Source organism: Ruegeria sp. ABF4_144, assembly GCF_056160045.1.
In genome coordinates this window covers 544118-563934 of record NZ_JBSWWK010000001.1, presented here as the reverse complement: position 1 = coordinate 563934, position 19817 = coordinate 544118, and the positions used below count along the sequence as shown (strand labels likewise).

Sequence of the window (19817 nt, the reverse complement as noted above, 5' to 3'; positions counted from 1 at the left end):
CGGCTACGCTTATTCTTCGTTATATCTGTATCCGATGCCGTACAGCGTTTCGATGGCCGAAAACTCGGGATCTGCTGCGCGCATCTTTTTCCGCAACCGTTTGATATGGCTGTCGATGGTCCGGTCATCCACATAGACCTGATCGTCATAGGCCACGTCCATCAGCTGATCACGGCTTTTGACGAAACCCGGACGCTGCGCCAGCGCCTGCAGCAACAGGAACTCGGTGACAGTCAACGAGACGTCCGCGCCCTTCCAACTGACCGCGTGACGCAACGGGTCCATACGCAGATCGCCCCGCTCCATCACCTTGGTGTCGCCGGTATTCGCATTTGTCACGTCGCCCGAGGTCGCCTCCTGACGGCGCAGCAGCGCGCGGATGCGTTCGACCAGCAAACGCTGCGAGAACGGCTTTTTCACATAGTCGTCCGCGCCCATACGCAAGCCAAGCACTTCGTCGATCTCATCATCTTTCGAGGTCAGAAAGATCACCGGCATCTGGGTTTTCTGCCGCAACCGTTGCAGCAGATCCATGCCGTCCATCCGTGGCATCTTGATATCCAGCACGGCCATATCGGGCAGTTTCTTGTTGAATGCATCCAGGGCCGCCTGGCCGTCATTATAGGTTTCGACCTCGAATCCTTCGGCTTCGAGCGTCATGGATACGGACGTCAGAATGTTTCTGTCGTCGTCCACCAGTGCAATCTTTGACATCGGGATTACCCCTATTCCTGCTCACTCATGCAATATTTCGCTTATTAGTAAGGCATCTTTGTCGGTTTTATGGCCGCGAATCAATCCGTATCTGCGAATCGCGTGTTTCTTGTCACACAGTTGCGGCAAAAAAGCCGTTAATCCGCACAGAAAAGCGCCTTGATTTCCGACAGGAAATTCCTGATGGCGCTAAACCTGACCTTGGTTGCGCTAACTGCGCCAAACCGTCCTGTTCATGCCCCAAACGACCGTGATAAGAGGCGCCCAGCCGCCGGACTTTCCCGGCACGAATGCCCCAAGAGCGCCCGTGGCCTAACAGCCGCAGCGCCGCCACAGGAGAAGACACACATGACATCTGGACGGGTTAACCCGCAATTCCGCCTCGAAGATCAGGGCATCGAGGGTCTGGGCAATGTCTATTACAACTTCATGGAACCGGCGCTGATCGAAGAGGCGCTGAAGCGCGGCGAAGGCACATTGGGCAATGGCGGGGCTTTCCTAGTCACCACCGGCAAGTTCACCGGTCGCTCGCCCAAGGACAAGCACGTCGTCAAAACCGAGAGCGTTGTCGACACTATCTGGTGGGAAAACAACGCCGAGATGAGCCCCGAGGGCTTTGACGCGCTGTACGAAGACATGCTGGCCCACATGAAAGGCCGCGACTACTTTGTGCAGGACCTCGTCGGTGGAGCCGATCCGGCCTACTCGATCAACGTGCGCATGGTCACCGAACTGGCGTGGCACAACCTGTTCATCCGTCACCTGCTGCGCCGTCCGGATCGTGAAGATCTGAACGAGTTCATCGCTGACTTCACCATCATCAACTGCCCCAGCTTCCAGGCCGATCCGGCCAAGCATGGCTGCCGCAGCGAGACGGTGATCGCGCTGAACTTTGATCGCAAGATGATCCTGATCGGCGGTACCGAGTATGCCGGCGAGAACAAGAAATCCGTCTTCACCCTGCTGAACTACATGCTGCCGGAAAAAGGCGTGATGCCGATGCACTGCTCGGCCAACCACGCTGTGGGCAACCCCGTCGATACGGCAGTGTTCTTCGGCCTGTCCGGCACCGGCAAGACAACCCTGTCCGCCGACCCGGCGCGCACCCTGATCGGTGACGATGAACATGGCTGGTCGGATCGTGGCACCTTCAACTTCGAAGGCGGCTGCTATGCCAAGACCATCAACCTGAACGCCGAGGCCGAGCCGGAGATCTACGCGACCACCAGCAAGTTCGGCACCGTGATCGAGAACATGGTCTTCGATCCCGAAACCAAGGAACTGGATTTCGACGACGACTCGCTGACCGCGAACATGCGCTGCGCCTACCCGCTCGAGTATATCTCGAACGCGTCCAGCAGCGCCCTGGGTGGTCACCCCAAGAACATCATCATGCTGACCTGTGATGCGTTTGGTGTTCTGCCTCCGATCGCACGGCTGACCCCGGCGCAGGCGATGTATCACTTCTTGTCCGGCTTCACCTCGAAGGTCGCCGGAACCGAGCGTGGTATTACTGAGCCGCAGCCGACCTTCTCGACCTGCTTTGGCGCGCCCTTCATGCCGCGCCGCCCCGAGGCCTATGGCAACCTGCTGCGCGACAAGATCGCTCAGCACGGCGCGACCTGCTGGCTAGTGAACACTGGATGGACCGGCGGCGCCTATGGCGTTGGTTCGCGGATGCCGATCAAGGCCACGCGCGCCCTGCTCACAGCTGCACTGGACGGATCGTTGCGCGACGCCGAGTTCCGCAAAGACGCGAACTTCGGCTTTGACGTGCCGGTTTCTGTACCCGGCGTGGCCGAGGTTCTGCTGGACCCGCGGCGCACCTGGGACGATCAGGGCGCGTTCGACAAACAGGCCGAGAAACTGGTTCAGATGTTCGCGGAGAACTTCGAGCAGTACCTGCCGTTCATCGATGAAGACATCAAAGCCGTCGCAATCGGCTAAACGAAGAAGGGGGCGGGTTTGCCCCCTTTTTCTTTGAGCTTCTTCACTGCGATGTGATCATCCTATGATTGTATTGCGCACAGATCGGTTACAAATCCGTTGCTCGTGAAAGTTTCCTGGGGTATTTGATGACGTCATTATGACGAAAAAGTCCGGCGCAATTTTGCACCGGACCCAACTTGAAAAGACCTAGGGGAAGCTCAAGCAGACTATCACATCAGCAAATTGAGCAACCTAATCAGATACGTAGTGTATTACAAAGGGGATAAGTGTCAAGGTGAGACGTACTGAAAACACTCAGATCAGTACGTCAAATTTCGTCGCAGGAACGCGACCGACGGCACTTAAAAGCGATGGGTAAAATATGACCGAAATCTCGAAACTGACTGAACTGCGCAAGCTGATGCAAAGCATGGAGCGCACACTGGGGCTGGAGCAACTGTCTCCGGTTGAGCGTGATATCTATTATGCTGCTGAAGAGCTGTCCAAAGCCGACATAGAGGTGCGCACTTTTGGACTGATCGAACACACACTTGTTCAGAGCGTCTCGCGCCCGACTTTCTTTCGCGCGCTGAAATCGCTGGTGCAAAAGGGCTATCTGTCTCAAAGCGGCAGCGCCAACCGGGGCCGGTATATCGTTCATGCCCCCAAGTGATGCCTTGAACCTGCGCACAGGTAGCTGATGATCGACGCGCGCAGGTGGGCTACTGACACATTCTGGGCCTCGTTGGCCTATGTCGTTGCATCGTACCTGACGTTTCAGGTGCTGATGCCGCTACAGAATGTGTTCTTTCCGGAATATCCCAGTCGGGCCAGCTTGCTGTTCCTGCCACATGGTGTGCGGGTTCTGTCAGCGTGGCTTTTGGGGTGGCGGGCGATCTTTGCTCTGCTGCCCGGTGTTTTTCTGGTCTTTGCCTTTCTCGGTGGCAGTGACGTCTTCCTGCCAAGCCGGTTGATGGCAATCACCATAGCCGTCACCACGGTGCCAGCGGTTTTTTATCTGTGCAAATGGGCCGGATGGGATCTGTTCCCCCGACCTGATCGCAAACCCTGCTGGTCCTGCGTCATGGGGGTTGGGATCATTACGTCCTTCCTTGTTTCAGGCCTGACCAATCTGGCCTTCGGCAGCGCAAGCGTGGAATACGTCGCCTTTCTGATTGGCGACATCTCGGGTCTGTTCTTCCTGATGTTGGGTCTGTACTTCACTTTCCGGTTCGCCGACCGCCACAGCTAACCCAGCAGCCCGCGCCGCAACAGGTTCACACCCGCAATCAGAAGCACCAGCAGAGTCACTTTGCGAAACACAGCCTGATCAATGCGTGACTGCAACCCCAGCCCGATCCACATCCCCGCTAGTGCTGGAAAGATCAGGATCGCCGAAAACGGCACCGTCTCGGCCCGCAGAATACCCGAGCCCAGATGCGCCACCATCAGCGCCACCGCACCTAAGCCATAGATCACCCCCTGCACCCGCATTTGCACCGTCTTGGGCGTGTTCAGCGCAGTCAGATAGGCAACAGTCGGCGGACCCCAGATACCGGACATGCCGCCGATAAACCCGGCGACCGCGCCGATCACGACCTCGATCCGTGCAGAGGGCTTGCCAAGCGAAAGCTGTACCCCCAACACCTGTATCAGCGCAAAGAACGTGACCGGAATGCCGATCATCAGCAAAAAGGTTCGGGCAGGAACGGCGCTGACCAGCTGGGCGCCTAGAAGCAAGAACACAAGTCCGACCACCAGAAAGATCCGGAACTGCTTGATTGCGGAAATGGCGGCAGGGACGCCCTCTCGCAGGGCCTGTACGCTATTGGTCACCAAAGTAGGCAGGATCAGCCCCGCAATCGCCAGGTCGGGCGACAGGAACATGCTGAGCCCGGACACCAAAACCATTGGCATGGCAAACCCGACCATGCCTTTCACCCACCCCGCTACAAAGGCGACGACCAGAGCCAGCATCAGATCTTGCGGAGTGAGTAACGAAAACAGCGTCATACGCCCGTGATATCACTCTTGACCGGCGCTGCACCGCAAAATCGTCAAAGCAATTTTCGAACTATTTAGCCGCAGTTCACGTATTTTTGTTGCGCTGCACGTGCAGCATGATATGACCGGACGACACCAGAGAAGGACCCGATTCATGGCCCATGACGGACAGGATATGACCCAGATGACGACATCCGCTGTTTTGCCCGAGCTTCTGACGTTGACCCGTGCTGCTTTGCCCGCAGTTGAAACCGTGTTCGAACGCGCCCGCGAAGCGGTCCGTGAGATGGTCACTGCGGATGGCCGGATCTCTGGCGCACTGATCGAGGCGAACCAAACCGCCGCGCATGGTCTGGCCTGGCTGGCGACGTACAACCAATCTCTGCAACAGATGCAACGCTGGGCCGATGCTTTGGAAGCAGACGGCAAGTTTGGTGAGTTGGAGCAGCTGCTGCACCAGATCGCTTTTGGTGAATACCTGCATCAGGTCGCAGGTGGCATTCCGATGAACCAGGGTGAGGTCGTGCGGCTGCAGGATATGGGCCTTGGCTGGGACGCGCTGTCGGGCTTCCAAAGCTCCGAAATTCAGACGTTGATGGCGCAGGCGAATTCTCAGGCAGCCCGTACGCGTCTGGTGGTCCTGATGGAGGATCAGGCCGGCGCCACCATGTTCGGTGCCTCGGGTCTGGATGAAGAGCTGGAAATGATCCGCGACCAATTCCGCCGCTACGCGCAGGAAAAGGTCGAGCCAAACGCCCACGAATGGCACCTCAAAGACGAGCTGATCCCGATCGAGATCATCGAAGAACTGGCCGAAATGGGTGTTTTCGGTCTGACCATCCCCGAAGAGTTCGGCGGCTTCGGCCTGTCCAAAGCCTCGATGTGCGTGGTGTCCGAGGAACTGTCGCGCGGCTATATCGGCGTGGGTTCGCTGGGCACCCGGTCCGAGATCGCGGCCGAGCTGATCATCGCAGGCGGTACCGACGAACAAAAAGCCAACTGGCTGCCGAAACTGGCCAGCGCGGAAATCCTGCCGACCGCCGTGTTCACCGAACCCAACACCGGATCGGACCTTGGCAGCCTGCGTACCCGCGCGGTCAAAAACGCGGATGGCGACTATGAGATCACCGGCAACAAGACATGGATCACCCATGCGGCGCGCACCCATGTGATGACCCTACTGGCCCGCACCAACCCGGACACCACCGACCACCGTGGCCTGTCGATGTTTCTGGCCGAGAAAACACCGGGCACCGATGAGAACCCTTTCCCCACCCCCGGCATGACCGGTGGCGAGATCGAGGTTCTGGGCTATCGCGGCATGAAGGAATACGAACTGGGCTTTGACGGCTTTAAGGTCAAAGGCGAGAACCTTCTGGGCGGCGAAGAAGGCAAGGGCTTCAAGCAGCTGATGGAGACCTTCGAATCCGCCCGTATCCAAACTGCCGCGCGCGCCATCGGCGTAGCGCAAAGCGCGTTGGATATCGCCATGCAATACGCGCAGGATCGCAAACAATTCGGCAAATCTCTCATCAACTTCCCCCGCGTGTCGGGCAAACTGGCAATGATGGCGGTTGAGATCATGATCGCACGCCAGCTGACCTATTTCTCGGCCTGGGAAAAGGATCACGGCCAGCGGTGTGACCTTGAGGCCGGCATGGCCAAGCTGCTGGGCGCGCGTGTGGCATGGGCGGCTGCGGATAACGGTCTGCAGATCCATGGTGGCAACGGCTTTGCGCTGGAATACAAAATCAGCCGCGTCCTGTGCGACGCGCGCATTCTGAATATTTTCGAAGGGGCTGCCGAAATTCAGGCACAGGTTATCGCTCGGCGTCTGCTCGGGTGACCGAATTCGGCATTCCTGTTTCCCCGACTGACCCGGCCTTAGCGCCGGGTCTTTTTCTGTCTGGCACCGGTTATGATCCGCCGATACGCGAACTTCCCCTTTGATCTCAGGCAGCAACCCGGTTACAGCACCCTGCGCTTGGAAAGGAACGGCACCCGGAATGACCAGACGACTTTTCGCACTTTGGGCGATCCTTGCAGCCCTTGCCCTAAGCGGTTGCGCCAAGACACAGCCGACTGCCACACAGAACGATATCGACGATCTGGCGCAGGCCATTCAGTCCCTCGACCCAAACGTCGATCCAGTCGAGGCGCAAACGGCGGCCGCAATCGCCTATACCTACTCGCAGCAGTTGAAACAGCAGTGGAACGTCACCGACACGGCCATCATTCACAACGCCAAGGTCATCAACGGCTTTCGCGAAAAGGGCTTGTGTAACGACTGGGCGCAGGCCATGACCACACGGCTGCGTCAGGAAAACTTCCGTACGCTGGACCTGCACTGGGCCACATCCCCGCCGACTCAGTTCCGGATTATCCACCATTCGGCCCTGATCAGCGCCAAGGGGGACTCGATGTATGACGGGATCATCCTTGATCCATGGCGCGCCAGTGGCGCGTTAACATGGGCACCTGTACGAGAGGATACCAAGTACAACTGGCGCCCCCGTCTGGACGTGCGGGAAGAACTGATCAGCGGCGAGCTTCCGTACTAACCGTTTCGCCAACCGCTTAGTTGAGCTAAGACCGACCCATGACACGCCTGATCCTGACCCTGCCCCTGCTGGCCCTGTTCCAATGCGACAAGGATGAGACGGTCGCCGCATATGGCGCGGGCGACCGAACGTGGGCGCTGCAAGAGATCGACGGCCAGCCTTACGAGGCCAGTGCCCTGCTGCGTTTTCCCGAGGCAGGAAAGATCGAAGGCAACGCCCCCTGCAACAGCTATAGCGGCACTCTGAATGCGCCCTACCCGTGGTTTGAGGTCACAGACCTTGTCGCCACCCGCGCCGCTTGTGCCGGGCTTGAGGCCGAAGGTTTCTATTTCGCCGCCCTCATGGCCATGAGCCAGTCCGAAGTGTCAGGCGATGTGCTGATCCTGCGCAACGATGACGGGCATGAGATGGTGTTTACAGCCGTCGAGTGAACCGGTTCACAAACCGCGCCCGCGCCTCAGGCAGCGGATGGTGGCCCAGCGAGGGCGCAACCCTGTGTTCCAGAAAATACCCGGTTGTCTTCAAAGCATCGGCAATTTCGGCGTCCGGCGCGGCCCCTTCGCCACGCAAACAGGGCGGCAACGGCAACAGCTTGTCCGCCCATTCCCCCGCGCCTTGGGCGCTGACGGCTCGGCCGGTCTTGGGTGAGACATAGACCAGCCCCTCAGTCGCCCCTGTCACCGCACAGGCGGACAGGTCCAGTCCAAAGCCCAGTTCCTCAAGCAGTGCCAATTCCCAGCGCAGATAGGCTAGCGGCCAAATCTCGTCCTGCCCCAACAGGTCCATCAACTGTTCGGTCTGTTTGTATATGGCCGGATGCGGCTCACGCTCGGGCAGGCAGAACGACAGCAACGACACCACCGCGTTCAACCCGGCCAGTGCCAGCCGCCCCGAAAACGCCGCCGCCGCCCGCGACCGCAGGGGTTCCACCTGAAACGTCCCGATATGCTCCTCAAGCCGCGCGCGCCAGAGCACATCCAGCTGCGCGCCGGGCTGCAGGATCGGAGCAATCTTACGGCTGGTCCCACCGCGCACGACACCAGCATGACGACCGTGGCCCTCGGTAAAGACCTCAATGATCGCCGCTGTCTCACCGTGTCGGCGAGAGGTCAGAAGTATGCCGTGGTCGCGCCAATCCAAGAATGGCTCCGTTAAATCATTGGTTCAGTGCGCAGAAAATCTTAAGGCCGTTGCGCGCGCAAGGTACAAACCGGCTTCAATGCCCGAACGCTTGCGGCAATTTGTGAAACGCCGAACACAATTGCGGTTAGAGGTCGTTCCAGCAACACGGCGAAAAACACATTGCACGCGACGAACTCGCACATTAATGTTCACTTTATGTTCTAAAAATCAGGATTCAAAAAATGTCTCTGAATTACGTAATGATCGGTTCAAACGATGTCGCTAACGCCCGCACATTCTATGACGCGGTTGTGCCCCTAATCGGCGGTAAGGTCATCGCGGAATACATGCCCCACGCAGTGTGCTATGAACTGCGCGGCGGAGGAAGCATGTGGGTCGCTACGCCATTCAATCAAGAAGCTGCAACAGTAGGAAATGGCAACATGGTCGGATTGTTGTGCCAGAGCGAAGCCGAAGTTCGAGAAGCGCATGAAACTGCTCTTGCCAATGGCGGTACAAACGAAGGTGACCCAGGCGCACGCCCCCAATATGGCCCAAACTTTTATGGTGCCTACGCCCGCGACCCTGACGGAAACAAAATGAGCTTTGTTTTTCTCGGTGAAGACGGTTAACGACAAGCGAACCGGGCTGTAGGTGCCTACTCCAACCCCTCTTCGCCCAACAGGTGCCGCCCCTGCCGATCCTCGACCTCGATCACCCAGAGGTCGGGGTCAAAGCTGCGCTGGCGTTCGATGGCGGTGTCCACATCCGCCTCTGCCCCGCTGGACAGTTCGACCCATTTGCGTTCACCACTCATCAGGTCAAAGCTGCGCTGGAAGGCCACTGCCTCACCGTTCAAAGTATTCAGTTTGACTAACACTGCCCCTGCTGTGTCGTCGCCATGGGCCACTACAAAGGCCGGGATTTCCTGAAATCGAAGCCGCGCCAGATAGGCGTGGACCCAGAATTCAGCCGTCAGGCGCGTCATGCGTTGCCGTCTTTGAAATCCAGCCCCATTTCCGAATAGCGCTCGGATTCCTCCAGCCAGTTGGGCCGGACTTTGACCTGAAGGAACAGGTGTACCTTGCGGTCAAGGAACTCTTCCAACTCGGCACGTGCCGCTTGGCTGACGGCCTTGATCGTCTCACCACGTTTGCCCAGAACGATGCCTTTGTGACCGTCGCGCATAACGTAGATCACCTGGTCGATCTTGGCCGAGCCGTCTTTGCGTTCTTCCCAGTTCTCGGTCTCGACGGTCAGTTGGTATGGCAATTCCTGATGCAGGCGCAGGGTCAGCTTCTCGCGCGTCATTTCCGCAGCGATCATGCGCAAAGGCAGATCGGCGATCTGGTCCTCAGGGTATAACCACGGGCCTTCTGGCAGTTTCGCCGCAAGCCACGCGCGCAGATCGTCAACGCCATAGCCTTTTTCAGCAGAAATCATGAAGGTTTCGGCAAACGGATAGCGTGCGTTCAGGTCGCTGGTCAGGGCCAGAAGCTTCTCGCTTGGTACTTTGTCAATCTTGTTGATCGCCAGCGCGATGGTGCGGCCCTGCCCGATCTCTTCCAGACCTTCAAGGATGCGTTCAACCCCTTCGGTGATCCCACGATGCGCCTCAACCATCAGCACAACAACATCGGCATCCGCTGCCCCGCCCCACGCGGCGGCGACCATGGCGCGGTCCAGACGTCTGCGGGGCTTGAAGAGGCCCGGCGTGTCCACAAAGACCAGCTGCGCGTCGCCTTCCATTGCGACACCGCGGATACGAGCACGCGTGGTCTGCACCTTATGTGTCACGATCGAGACCTTGGCCCCGACCATGCGGTTCAAAAGGGTGGATTTGCCTGCGTTGGGCTCTCCGATCAGGGCGATAAATCCGGCGCGTGTGGTCATGTGTCCTGCGATCCTGTTTGCAAGTGCGCATCCCTATAGCAGAAAGGCCCGGCGGGCCAGAGGGATTTGTCGCATTGCCGCCATGCGGTTACGGTGGCAGAACCCGGTCATGCCGCGCCAGACCCAGCCAGGCAATTCTTCTTCTGTGAGGCAACCATGAAACGTCGAGAGTTTCTTTTAGGTACCGGCGCCGCCGCCGGTGCGTTGGGCTTGGGTAGTTTTGGTTTGGCCGCGGGGCCGCAGGAACTGGTTGTTCAACCCGCCAGCTTTGCTTTGCGAGATCAAGTGACCACTGGCATGATCAGCCTGTCGCCTGATGCGCCGCCCCCTGTGCTTTATGGCAAAAAGGGTGAGCCGATGCGCCTTCCAGTGCGCAATTCCCTGCCCGATTATACCGCGATGCACTGGCATGGGCTGCGCATTCCCAACGGAATGGACGGCGTGCCCTACTTGACCCAGATGCCGATCGGGCCAGATGAAGTGTTTGACTATCTGTTCACGCCTCCGGATGCGGGCACGTATTGGTATCACCCTCATTGCATGACGATGGAGCAGATGGCCCATGGCCTTACCGGTGTGATGGTGATTGCCGAAGCCGAAGACCCCGGTTTTAACAGCGAGCAGGTGGTCAACCTTCGCGATTTTCGGCTGTATGAGGACGGATCATTCCTACCTGCCTATACCGCACGCGGGGCAGCGCGAGCGGGCACGTTCGGCAATGTGCAGACGGCAAACTGGCTGGATAAGCCAGTCTACGATCATACGACAGGCGGTCTGGTGCGATTGCGGGTGGTCAACACGGACACGACCCGCATCTACAAAATCCATTTGCAGGGTGCCGAGGCCCGGATCATTGCTTGGGACGGTCACCCGGTTGAAACAGAAGTGCCAATGCCCAGCGCCGAAGCTCCGCTGTTGATTGGTCCGGGTCAGCGAGTGGATTTCGCAGTACAGATGCCTTCGAGTGAAGGGCAAACGCTAGACCTCATGGCAAAGTTTCCAGGTCAGCCGCATCGCGCGATGACCAGTTTGCGGGCGGTCGGGGCGTCTGTGGCACGTGAACTACGCGCGCTGCGTCCCCTGCCGATAAACCCGGTGGCTAAACCCGATCTGAGCACGGCGGAACTGCATGAGTTTGTCTTCGGCTGGACGCCCGAAGGGGGTGAACCGACCAACGGGTTCTGTGGCTCGCTGGGTTACAATTTTTGGTCCATCAACCGGACCCCATGGCCCGGTGACGCGGCACAGGGTGTTGGCCCGCTGGCAACGCTGGAGATGGGCAAAAGCTATGTCTTGCGTTTGCGCAATGAGTCGCCAAACCTGCATCCGATCCATCTGCACGGGTTGGCCTTTGTGCCGCTGAAATCAAACTTGCGCAACTTGCCGCCTTTGATGACTGACACAATGCTGCTGCTGAAGGATGAAGTGGTAGACATCGGTCTGGTCGCAGACAATCGCGGCGATTGGGCATTCCATTGCCATGTGATTGAGCATCAGAAAACCGGCTTGACCGGGTTCATTCGGGTGGTTTGAGGGTCGAATTGGCTACGCCAATCCGACTGGAAGGGAGCCAGCTCCTCGCCCGGGACACTTTCGGCCAGATTAAGAAGATCCCGTGGAGAACCGGGGCTGTTACTTCGGCAGGCTTTCAAGCAAAGCCTTGGCCGCAGCTTGTTCGGCCTGACGTTTTGATCCTGCGGTGGCTTGCGCCTCTGTTCCGTCCTGCAGGCGGGCGGCGATGGTAAAAACTGGGGCGTGGTCCGGGCCGCTGCGCTTGACCTCAACATAGCTGGGCGGCTTCTGGCCCCGGGCCTGCGCCCACTCCTGAAGCGAGGTTTTGGCGTCACGGGCATCGGCCTCGACCTTGTGGATACGGTCACCCCAAAGCGCCAGGATCACGTCACGCGCGGCCTCAAACCCGGCATCGCGGTAGATCGCGGCGATGACGGCCTCCATCGCGTCGCCCAGCAGGGCCTGTTTACGTCGACCGCCGGACAGCATCTCGGACCGGCCCAGTTTCAACACAGCGCCCAGATCGATCTGACGAGCGACGTCGGCGCAGGCCTCTTTGCGTACCAGCGCATTGAAACGGGGGGCGAGCTGCCCTTCGGACGCGTTCTTGTCGGCCTCAAGCAGCGCGGTGGCCATGACAAGGCCGAGTACCCGATCACCCAGAAACTCGAGCCGTTGGTTGTCAGGCCGGGTGGACGACGAAACTGACCCGTGCGTCAACGCGCGCACCAGAAGTTCAGGGGTGGCGAATTCATACCCCAATCGCTGCTGAAACGCTTTTATATCGGCCGAGAGTTTCAATTGACCGCCTTGAAGAACCGGTCGCTGCGCCATGTCCAGAAGAACAGCATTGAACGGCCTGCAGACGAGAACATGATCCGGTCGGCCCGACCAATCAGGTTTTCATAGGGCACATAGCCAACACCACCCGCAGAGAGCGGCAAGCGGCTATCGCTGGAATTATCCCGATTGTCGCCCATGAAGAAATAGTGGCCTTCGGGCACGGTATAAATGCCGGTGTTGTCGGACGCCTGATTGCCGATGTTCAGCACATCGTAAGTGACCCCATTCGGCAGGGTTTCGATCGAACGGGATTTTTCGCATGCACCGCCAACGCCCACCGGTCCGTTTTCGCAGCGCGGACGCAGACGTTGCGGACCTTGTGGCGCTGCCGTTTCGGTGAAAACGCCATCGGGTTCTTGCGGAACCGGGGTGCCGTTCAGGATGATCTGACCTTCGCGGATCTGGATCCGGTCACCCGGCATACCGATCAGGCGTTTGATATAGTCGCGCCCGGTGGCAGGGTGGCGAAAGACGATTACGTCGCCGCGCACCGGGTCTCCACCGAGAAAGCGGGTGTTTTCGTCCCCCTGCATCCAGCCACAGATGTCCTCGGCGTCGATATCCAGACCGACGCGAGGAATGATCAGGCTGGGGCACGAAGCGTAAGAGTAGCCATAGGCCATCTTGTTGACGAACAGGAAATCTCCGATCAGCAGGGTCTGCTTCATCGACCCAGAGGGGATCCAGAACGGCTGAAAGAACAGAGTGCGGAAAACGCCCGCGATCAGCAGGGCATAGACGATAGTTTTGATCGTCTCCCACACGGGATTTCCGGTTTTCACGTCCTCGGCCATAATGCTCTCCGGTCCTTGCGTTGTTGGGTGCTACATGCGGGGCCAAAGGGGGCAAGTCAAGGCTGCGCGCCCTGATCTTGAACAGGCCGCGCTTCGATCACCACGAAGGCCTGCGCCCAGGGGTGGTCGTCGGTCAGGGTGACGTGGATAATCGCGTCGTGCCCTTCAGGCGTCATCTCTTTCAGACGCTCGGCCGCCCAGCCGGTGACATGCATGACCGGCTGGCCGGTACGTAGGTTGGTGACCGCCATGTCCTTCCACGCGATGCCCATGCGCAGACCAGTGCCCAGCGCCTTGGAGCACGCCTCTTTCGCGGCCCAACGCTTGGCGTAGGTGCCCGCCGTGTCGGCACGGCGTTCGGCCTTACGCTGTTCTATGTCAGTGAAGACACGATTTCGGAACCGGTCGCCGAACCGATCAAGCGTGCCTTGAATGCGGTCGATATTGGCAAGGTCCGTGCCGATTCCGAGGATCATGCGCTTTGGTTCTTTTTCAGATACATCGCAAAGCCCCTTTTGACGCCAAGCATGAAGGCGTATCGGCACAAAACGAATGAGATCAAACCGACAACAAGGATCTGGACGGCATAGCGTATCAGCACTGTGCTGTCGGACATAATCGTCCAAAGACCCAACACGAAGACCTGAAACAGGAAGAGCGTCAGAACGATACCAAGCCCGGTCAAAACCATCTTTCTGGCCATGACCCAACTTTTGAACGAAGGGTCGCAGTGCTTACCGCTCCGGCCGGCCGAAACCCCATATATGAACGCCGACACAACAAGCGCAAAACTCATGGGCATGAGGGGGAAAGGCAGATCAAAGTCGACCATGCGCCTGACGATGGAAAAGACCACCAAAACGGCAAAGACAAGACCAACGTAAGTGACGTGGTCAAGCTTTACAGTGGCTTCTGTCGGGGGGGCAGGAATCTCTCGTGTCATTGTGCCCGCGCCTCGTCCATCAGGCGGCGCATCTCGGCAATGGCCGGGGTGAGGCCGCGAAAGATCGACTCGCCGATCAAAAAGTGGCCGATATTCAGCTCACGCACCTCGGGAAAGGCTGCAATGGGTTTCACCGTGTCGTAAGTTAGGCCATGGCCGGCGTGCACCTCGAGCCCCAGTGAATGTGCATAGGCGGACATTTCACGCAGGCCTTCAAGCTCGCGCGCGGCCTCGTCCGTGCGGCCTTCGGCATGGGCGTCGCAATAGGCACCGGTGTGCAGCTCAATCACCTCGGCTCCGATGCGGTGGGCAGCTTCGATCTGGCGTTGATCGGCGGCGATGAAGATGGACACACGGCAGCCTGCGTTACGAAGCGGCGCGATGTAATGGGCCAGCTTGTTTTCCTCGCGCGCGACCTCAAGCCCGCCTTCGGTGGTGCGTTCCTCACGCTTTTCGGGGACGATGCAGACAGCGTGCGGTTTGTGGCGCAAAGCGATCTGCTGCATCTCCAGCGTGGCCGCCATTTCAAAGTTTAGCGGAACCGACAGCACCGCCATCAACCCGTCGATATCGGCGTCCGAGATATGGCGACGGTCCTCACGCAGATGGGCGGTGATACCGTCTGCCCCGGCCTCTTCGGCCAATTTGGCGGCGCGTAACGGATCTGGATAGGCACCGCCGCGGGCGTTACGCACCGTGGCCACGTGATCGATATTCACACCCAAACGCAGGTGGTTGTCAGACATCGCTTATTTCCTTTTCCGAATTCCGGTCCGAGCCTACAGGGTTTGCAACAGGTGCGGCCAGCTTGGATTCGGCCAACCGTTTGATTTCCTCGAACTTCGCCTTGATCCGGGCGCGGCGGCGCTGTTGGTAGGTGCGAACCACCGGCAGGCTGAGATAGTAGCAAATGACCCCCGCCAGAAGCCCTGGCAAGATGCCCCCTATCAGATAAGGAAAAAACACCTCGTCGTAGAACACCGCGAGGCCACGCCAATCGGCAACGCGGTCGGTGAACAAAGCCATGAAGTTGTTCTTCAGGTCGCTCAACGCCTTGAAAAAGCTATCCATCAGGCCGTGGGTTTCGCCTTCGTCGAAATCGTCGCCCAGCAGGTAGTTCCCGGTTTGAAGGCAGACAACCCCAATGGGTACATAGGTCAGTGGGTTTCCGAAAAACGTACCGCTGAGCGATGCCAGCAAGTTGCCGTTGATGAGGCGGCTGATCAGGGCCGCGATAACGAAATGGAACCCGTAAAAAGGCGTGAAGGCGGTAAACACACCCGCCCCGACACCACGCGCGATACGTTCAGGTGAATCCGGCAACCGCCGGATACGGTGTTTGACGTAATGAAAGGCGCGGGTCCAGCCGCCGCGCGGATAGACAAACTCCGAAGCAATCCGAATGGGCGAGCGTCGATCTCGGCGCTTGAAAACCACTCCTGATCACCCCTTCTCAGCCAGCCGCAACGGCGGTTTTTTCCCGATCCCGATGCCGTTCAACCGCAGCAACGTCGCTTTCAGCCTCAAGCATCAACATAAGCGAATGCAGCTGTTCAAGGTCTCGCAGCTCGACACTGATCAGCAGACGGTAAAAATCCGGTTTGCGATCAACGAATTCCAGGTTCGAGATATTGGCCTTTTTCTCGCCGATCAATGTGCAAATACGCCCCAGTACCCCAGCGTCATTGCCGATGGTCAAATCCAGTGTAACGCCATAAGCTGCCGGGTGGGTGCCTGAATGCCAGTGCAGATCGACCCAGCGGTCAGGTTCGCTTTCGTACTCGGACAGACGGTCACAGTCGATTGCATGAACAACCACGCCCTTACCGCGAAACGTAATGCCGACGATGCGTTCCCCCGGCAGAGGCTGGCAGCAGGGCGCACGATCAAACTTTTGCCCCGGCTCCAAGCCGATTACCGCACGGCGCGGGGAAATCGCGTCGCCCTCGTCCTGTGTTAGTTCTGGGTAAACCGCGCTAACCACCTCATGCGCGGTCAGTTCAGCGCTGCCTAGGCGGGCCAGCAACTCGTGCCGGTCTTTCAGACGCAAGTGCTTGGCGGCGGTGTCCAGCGCCTTGTCCGTAGCCTTGCGACCGACGTGATCAAATCCCGATCGCGCCAATTCTTTGCCCAGCTTGATGAACCGCTCGCGGTCCACCTCGCGCAGGGCGCGGCGGATGGATGTACGGGCCTTGCCGGTGACAGCGATTTCAAGCCATGTGACCTGCGGGGTTTGGCCGTCAGCGGTGATGATATCCACCGATTGCCCATTCTTGATCCGGGTCCACAGCGGCACACGGATGCCGTCGACTTTGGCCCCGACGCACGCGTGACCGATGCGAGTGTGGATGGCGTAGGCGAAGTCAATTGGCGTTGCGCCACGGGGCAGCTTCACAACATCCCCCTTGGGGGTGAAGCAGAACACCTGATCCGAATACATCTCGAGCTTGACGGCTTCGAGGAAATCCTCGTGGTCGTCCTCGCTGTCGAACTGCTCGGTCAGGTTGGCAATCCACTTGGCCGGATCGACCGCGAACGGGTTTTCCGAACGCACACCGTCGCGGTACGACCAATGCGCAGCAACGCCGGTTTCGGCAACATCATGCATCTGGCGGGTGCGTATCTGAACCTCGACCCGTTTGCCGTCACGCCCCGAGACGGTGGTGTGGATCGAGCGATAGCCGTTCGATTTCGGCTGGCTGATGTAATCCTTGAACCGCCCCGGCACTGCGCGCCAGCGCTGGTGAATTGCGCCCAACGTGCGATAGCAGTCTTCCTCGGTCTGGGTGATGATGCGGAAGCCATAGATGTCGGACAGGCGTGAAAAGCCCTGATCCTTTTCCTGCATCTTGCGCCAGATTGAATAGGGCTTCTTGGCGCGGCCAAAGACCTCGGCCTCGATCCCGGCCTTTTCCAGTTCATGCCGCATGTCGCCGGTAATGCGATGAATCACGTCTCCTGTTTCACGCTGCAGCGTGATGAAACGGCGGATGATCGACTGACGGCCTTCGGGGTTCAGAACGCGGAAGGCGAGGTCTTCCAGTTCTTCGCGCATCCATTGCATACCCATCCGGCCTGCAAGCGGCGCGTAGATATCCATGGTTTCACGAGCTTTGACGATCTGCTTTTCAGGCCGCATCGCCTTGATCGTCCGCATGTTGTGCAGACGGTCAGCCAGTTTGACCAGAATGACCCGCAGGTCCTTGGACATAGCCATGAACAGCTTGCGGAAGTTTTCGGCCTGCTTCGTCTCACGGCTGGAAAGCTGCAGGTTGGTCAGCTTGGTGACGCCATCGACCAGCTTGGCGACCTCATCCCCAAACAGCTCGGCCACCTTGCTGTAGTTGGCCTTGGTGTCTTCGATCGTGTCGTGCAAAAGTGCCGTGATAATGGTCGCATCATCCAGACGCTGTTCGGTCAGGATGGCGGCAACGGCAACGGGGTGCGTGAAATAGGGTTCGCCGGAATGGCGGAACTGACCCTCATGCATCTGTTGCCCGAACTCATAGGCCCGGGCGATGCGGTCAGCATTGGTTTTGGGGTTGTAGTTGCGGACCAGCGCAATCAGGTCGTCTGCAGAAATCATCCGGTCCGCACCTTCGTCTTTGGGAATTACCCCTGGCCTTGAGCCTCCATCAGAGCGCGCAGAAGCTTCTCTTCCGACATGTCATCCTCGGCCGGCTTGTCCGATTCCGCACCCATCAGCAGAGCCATCTGGTCTTCTTCGGGCTCATCGACCTCGATCTGGGTCTGGTTGGCTTCGATCAGACGCTCGCGCAGTTCGTCGGCGCTCTGGGTCTCGTCCGCGATCTCGCGCAGCGACACAACAGGGTTCTTGTCATTGTCACGGTCCACCGTGATCGGACCACCGGCAGAGATCTCGCGCGCACGATGGGCGGCAAGCATCACCAGTTCGAACCGGTTCGGAACCTTGTCTACGCAATCTTCAACCGTCACGCGGGCCATGGGGCGCTCTCCACTACTGAATCCATGTCAGGAAGACGTTTATCTAAGCGCGAATCCCCGCCTTGACAAGCAAGAAATGCCGCAAATGCATCATTCACAGAGGCGTCACCGCCGCAATATCCTCGGCAGGCAGCTCGGCCAGCATGTCGGTGACGGTTCGACCCAGCACCGGATGGCGCCAGTCTGGGGCCACATCCGCCATCGGAACCAGCACAAAGGCGCGATCCTGCAATCGCGGATGCGGCAGGATCAGTTGATCCGGGGTTTGCAGCGTCTGCGCCTCGGGCGGTAGAGCCAGCCATTGGTCGTACACCGCACGATCCGGAAGGATAAGGTCGCGATAGCAAACCAGATCCAGATCCAGCGTGCGCATCCCCCAGCGCTGTACCCTCTCGCGGCCGAATTCATGCTCGACCTCATGCAGCACCTGCAACAGTTCGTCCGGGGTTTTGTCGGTCTCGATCAGGGCGGCTGCATTCACGTAATCCGGGCCTGCACCAGTCGGGAAACACGGGGTTTCGAAAAAGCGGCTAACGGCGCGAATCACCACCCCATGACGCAATATCGCGTCAATTCCCTTTTTAAGTGTCACCTTGGGTTCTAATTCTCTCAAACTGAGATTTCCACCCAGTGCAATCACCGCTTCTGACATAAAATTGCTCATTAGACTCCCTATATTCGGCGAATTGCATGCTTGCGATACACATCAAATGCCCTAATTATGGTACTGTCAGCACGCCGCATTTTTTCTAGCTCACTCACCTAACACCCGGTGTTGCTGGTTTGTACCGGAAGGATCTATTTATGTTTTATAAAGACGAACGGCTAGCGCTGTTCATCGACGGCTCGAATCTTTATGCAGCCGCAAAAGCACTGGGGTTTGATATCGACTACAAATTGCTGCGCCAGGAGTTCATGCGCCGCGGCAAAATGCTTCGTGCTTTCTACTACACAGCGCTACTGGAAAATGACGAGTATTCGCCGATCCGTCCCCTGGTTGACTGGCTGCATTACAACGGCTTCACCATGGTGACGAAACCGGCAAAAGAATACACCGACAGCATGGGGCGTCGGAAAGTCAAAGGAAACATGGATATCGAATTGACCGTCGACGCCATGGAACTGGCCCCGCGCGTAGATCATATCGTGCTGTTCTCGGGCGATGGGGATTTCCGCCCGCTGATTGCCAGCCTGCAGCGTCAGGGCGTGCGCGTGTCGGTGGTGTCGACCATCCGCAGCCAGCCGCCGATGATTTCGGACGAGCTGCGCCGCCAGGCCGACAACTTCATCGAACTGGAAGACCTGCGCGACGTGATCGGGCGGCCTCCGCGTGAAATGCCGATGGAACCGCGCAGCGTTGCGGCTGCCGGCGGACAATAAACCCCGACCACTCATCAAACCGGGGGAAAGAAACAGGCGCGGTCAGGGTATGAAAACCTGACCGCGCTTTTTTAACTAAGAACAAGTGCTGAAAACGCCCTCTGGCTAGCACCGATTCATGTCAGTCAAATGACAATGTGGCGTCTGGACCAGGGC

Annotated in this window: 23 protein-coding genes; 9 read left to right on the top strand and 14 right to left on the bottom strand. The window is 58.5% G+C overall.

The genetic code is table 11. The features are described 5' to 3' along the window. Nucleotides 1–9: 9 nt before the first annotated feature. A complete protein-coding gene (locus ACXAGD_RS02965) occupies nucleotides 10–714 on the bottom strand; it encodes a response regulator transcription factor (RefSeq protein WP_475208385.1) in 705 nt (234 codons plus the stop codon). A gap of 348 nt (nucleotides 715–1062) precedes the next feature. On the opposite strand from ACXAGD_RS02965, the gene ACXAGD_RS02960 reads away from it, so the two are divergent. The 3 genes from ACXAGD_RS02960 to ACXAGD_RS02950 all read left to right on the top strand — a co-directional run bounded on the left by ACXAGD_RS02960 (nucleotide 1063) and on the right by ACXAGD_RS02950 (nucleotide 3895). Further along, nucleotides 1063–2661, top strand: coding sequence for a phosphoenolpyruvate carboxykinase (locus ACXAGD_RS02960; protein WP_475208384.1), 1599 nt, complete (start codon nucleotides 1063–1065; stop codon nucleotides 2659–2661). Nucleotides 2662–3025: 364 nt separating this feature from the next. Further along, nucleotides 3026–3316, top strand: coding sequence for a hypothetical protein (locus ACXAGD_RS02955; RefSeq protein WP_475208382.1), 291 nt, complete (start codon nucleotides 3026–3028; stop codon nucleotides 3314–3316). Between the two features lie 27 nt (nucleotides 3317–3343). Beyond that, a complete protein-coding gene (locus ACXAGD_RS02950) occupies nucleotides 3344–3895 on the top strand; it encodes a hypothetical protein (RefSeq protein WP_475208381.1) in 552 nt (183 codons plus the stop codon). Here ACXAGD_RS02950 and ACXAGD_RS02945 read toward each other — a convergent pair. Further along, the gene (locus tag ACXAGD_RS02945) at nucleotides 3892–4656 is read right to left on the bottom strand and encodes a sulfite exporter TauE/SafE family protein (RefSeq protein WP_475208380.1); all 765 of its coding nucleotides are present in this window, start codon (nucleotides 4654–4656) and stop codon (nucleotides 3892–3894) included. The genes ACXAGD_RS02950 and ACXAGD_RS02945 overlap by 4 nt on opposite strands. 145 nt (nucleotides 4657–4801) lie before the next feature. On the opposite strand from ACXAGD_RS02945, the gene ACXAGD_RS02940 reads away from it, so the two are divergent. The 3 genes from ACXAGD_RS02940 (at nucleotide 4802) to ACXAGD_RS02930 (ending at nucleotide 7639) form a co-directional block, all read left to right on the top strand. After that, a complete protein-coding gene (locus ACXAGD_RS02940) occupies nucleotides 4802–6493 on the top strand; it encodes an acyl-CoA dehydrogenase family protein (protein WP_475208379.1) in 1692 nt (563 codons plus the stop codon). A 160-nt stretch (nucleotides 6494–6653) separates the two neighbouring features. After that, on the top strand, nucleotides 6654–7208 hold the full coding sequence (locus tag ACXAGD_RS02935; RefSeq protein WP_475208378.1) for a hypothetical protein: 555 nt from the start codon (nucleotides 6654–6656) through the stop codon (nucleotides 7206–7208). Between the two features lie 38 nt (nucleotides 7209–7246). After that, nucleotides 7247–7639, top strand: a complete 393-nt coding sequence (locus ACXAGD_RS02930) for an META domain-containing protein (RefSeq protein WP_475208377.1) — start codon at nucleotides 7247–7249, stop codon at nucleotides 7637–7639. Here ACXAGD_RS02930 and recO read toward each other — a convergent pair. Then, nucleotides 7623–8348, bottom strand: coding sequence for a DNA repair protein RecO (gene recO, locus ACXAGD_RS02925; protein WP_475208376.1), 726 nt, complete (start codon nucleotides 8346–8348; stop codon nucleotides 7623–7625). The two genes, ACXAGD_RS02930 and recO, sit on opposite strands and share 17 nt — an antisense overlap. A 224-nt stretch (nucleotides 8349–8572) precedes the next feature. Between recO and ACXAGD_RS02920 the strand changes: the two genes are divergently transcribed. After that, nucleotides 8573–8962 carry a VOC family protein gene (locus ACXAGD_RS02920; protein WP_475208375.1) on the top strand — a complete coding sequence of 130 codons (390 nt, stop codon included), beginning with the start codon at nucleotides 8573–8575 and terminating at the stop codon, nucleotides 8960–8962. A gap of 26 nt (nucleotides 8963–8988) precedes the next feature. Here ACXAGD_RS02920 and ACXAGD_RS02915 read toward each other — a convergent pair whose 3' ends face one another. Together ACXAGD_RS02915 and era are read right to left on the bottom strand one after the other, a co-directional pair. Then, complete coding sequence (locus ACXAGD_RS02915) at nucleotides 8989–9318, bottom strand: DUF1491 family protein (protein ID WP_475208374.1); 330 nt, start codon at nucleotides 9316–9318, stop codon at nucleotides 8989–8991. Beyond that, nucleotides 9315–10223 carry a GTPase Era gene (era, locus tag ACXAGD_RS02910; RefSeq protein WP_475208373.1) on the bottom strand — a complete coding sequence of 303 codons (909 nt, stop codon included), beginning with the start codon at nucleotides 10221–10223 and terminating at the stop codon, nucleotides 9315–9317. The genes ACXAGD_RS02915 and era overlap by 4 nt, the downstream gene beginning before the upstream one ends. 156 nt (nucleotides 10224–10379) lie before the next feature. On the opposite strand from era, the gene ACXAGD_RS02905 reads away from it, so the two are divergent. Further along, nucleotides 10380–11756 (top strand): multicopper oxidase family protein, encoded by a 1377-nt coding sequence (locus tag ACXAGD_RS02905; RefSeq protein WP_475208372.1) that lies wholly within the window; start codon nucleotides 10380–10382, stop codon nucleotides 11754–11756. Between the two features lie 99 nt (nucleotides 11757–11855). Here ACXAGD_RS02905 and rnc read toward each other — a convergent pair whose 3' ends face one another. The 9 genes from rnc to folK all read right to left on the bottom strand — a co-directional run bounded on the left by rnc (nucleotide 11856) and on the right by folK (nucleotide 18945). Further along, nucleotides 11856–12536, bottom strand: a complete 681-nt coding sequence (gene rnc, locus ACXAGD_RS02900; RefSeq protein WP_475212475.1) for a ribonuclease III — start codon at nucleotides 12534–12536, stop codon at nucleotides 11856–11858. Continuing rightward, on the bottom strand, nucleotides 12533–13372 hold the full coding sequence (gene lepB / locus ACXAGD_RS02895; protein WP_475208371.1) for a signal peptidase I: 840 nt from the start codon (nucleotides 13370–13372) through the stop codon (nucleotides 12533–12535). Before lepB ends, rnc begins: the two co-directional genes overlap by 4 nt. 56 nt (nucleotides 13373–13428) lie before the next feature. Beyond that, on the bottom strand, nucleotides 13429–13848 hold the full coding sequence (acpS, locus tag ACXAGD_RS02890) for a holo-ACP synthase (RefSeq protein ID WP_475208370.1): 420 nt from the start codon (nucleotides 13846–13848) through the stop codon (nucleotides 13429–13431). Continuing rightward, complete coding sequence (locus ACXAGD_RS02885; protein ID WP_475208369.1) at nucleotides 13845–14315, bottom strand: hypothetical protein; 471 nt, start codon at nucleotides 14313–14315, stop codon at nucleotides 13845–13847. Before ACXAGD_RS02885 ends, acpS begins: the two co-directional genes overlap by 4 nt. After that, nucleotides 14312–15061 (bottom strand): pyridoxine 5'-phosphate synthase, encoded by a 750-nt coding sequence (locus tag ACXAGD_RS02880; RefSeq protein ID WP_475208368.1) that lies wholly within the window; start codon nucleotides 15059–15061, stop codon nucleotides 14312–14314. The genes ACXAGD_RS02885 and ACXAGD_RS02880 overlap by 4 nt, the downstream gene beginning before the upstream one ends. Further along, nucleotides 15054–15752, bottom strand: a complete 699-nt coding sequence (locus ACXAGD_RS02875; protein WP_475208367.1) for a DUF2062 domain-containing protein — start codon at nucleotides 15750–15752, stop codon at nucleotides 15054–15056. The genes ACXAGD_RS02880 and ACXAGD_RS02875 overlap by 8 nt, the downstream gene beginning before the upstream one ends. A 16-nt stretch (nucleotides 15753–15768) precedes the next feature. After that, complete coding sequence (locus ACXAGD_RS02870; RefSeq protein WP_475208366.1) at nucleotides 15769–17901, bottom strand: RelA/SpoT family protein; 2133 nt, start codon at nucleotides 17899–17901, stop codon at nucleotides 15769–15771. A 26-nt stretch (nucleotides 17902–17927) separates the two neighbouring features. Beyond that, nucleotides 17928–18281 carry a DNA-directed RNA polymerase subunit omega gene (gene rpoZ / locus ACXAGD_RS02865; protein ID WP_170380450.1) on the bottom strand — a complete coding sequence of 118 codons (354 nt, stop codon included), beginning with the start codon at nucleotides 18279–18281 and terminating at the stop codon, nucleotides 17928–17930. A gap of 94 nt (nucleotides 18282–18375) precedes the next feature. Beyond that, the gene (gene folK, locus ACXAGD_RS02860) at nucleotides 18376–18945 is read right to left on the bottom strand and encodes a 2-amino-4-hydroxy-6-hydroxymethyldihydropteridine diphosphokinase (protein ID WP_475208363.1); all 570 of its coding nucleotides are present in this window, start codon (nucleotides 18943–18945) and stop codon (nucleotides 18376–18378) included. A gap of 140 nt (nucleotides 18946–19085) precedes the next feature. On the opposite strand from folK, the gene ACXAGD_RS02855 reads away from it, so the two are divergent. Continuing rightward, nucleotides 19086–19661, top strand: a complete 576-nt coding sequence (locus ACXAGD_RS02855; RefSeq protein ID WP_058283597.1) for a LabA-like NYN domain-containing protein — start codon at nucleotides 19086–19088, stop codon at nucleotides 19659–19661. Nucleotides 19662–19817 lie beyond the last annotated feature (156 nt).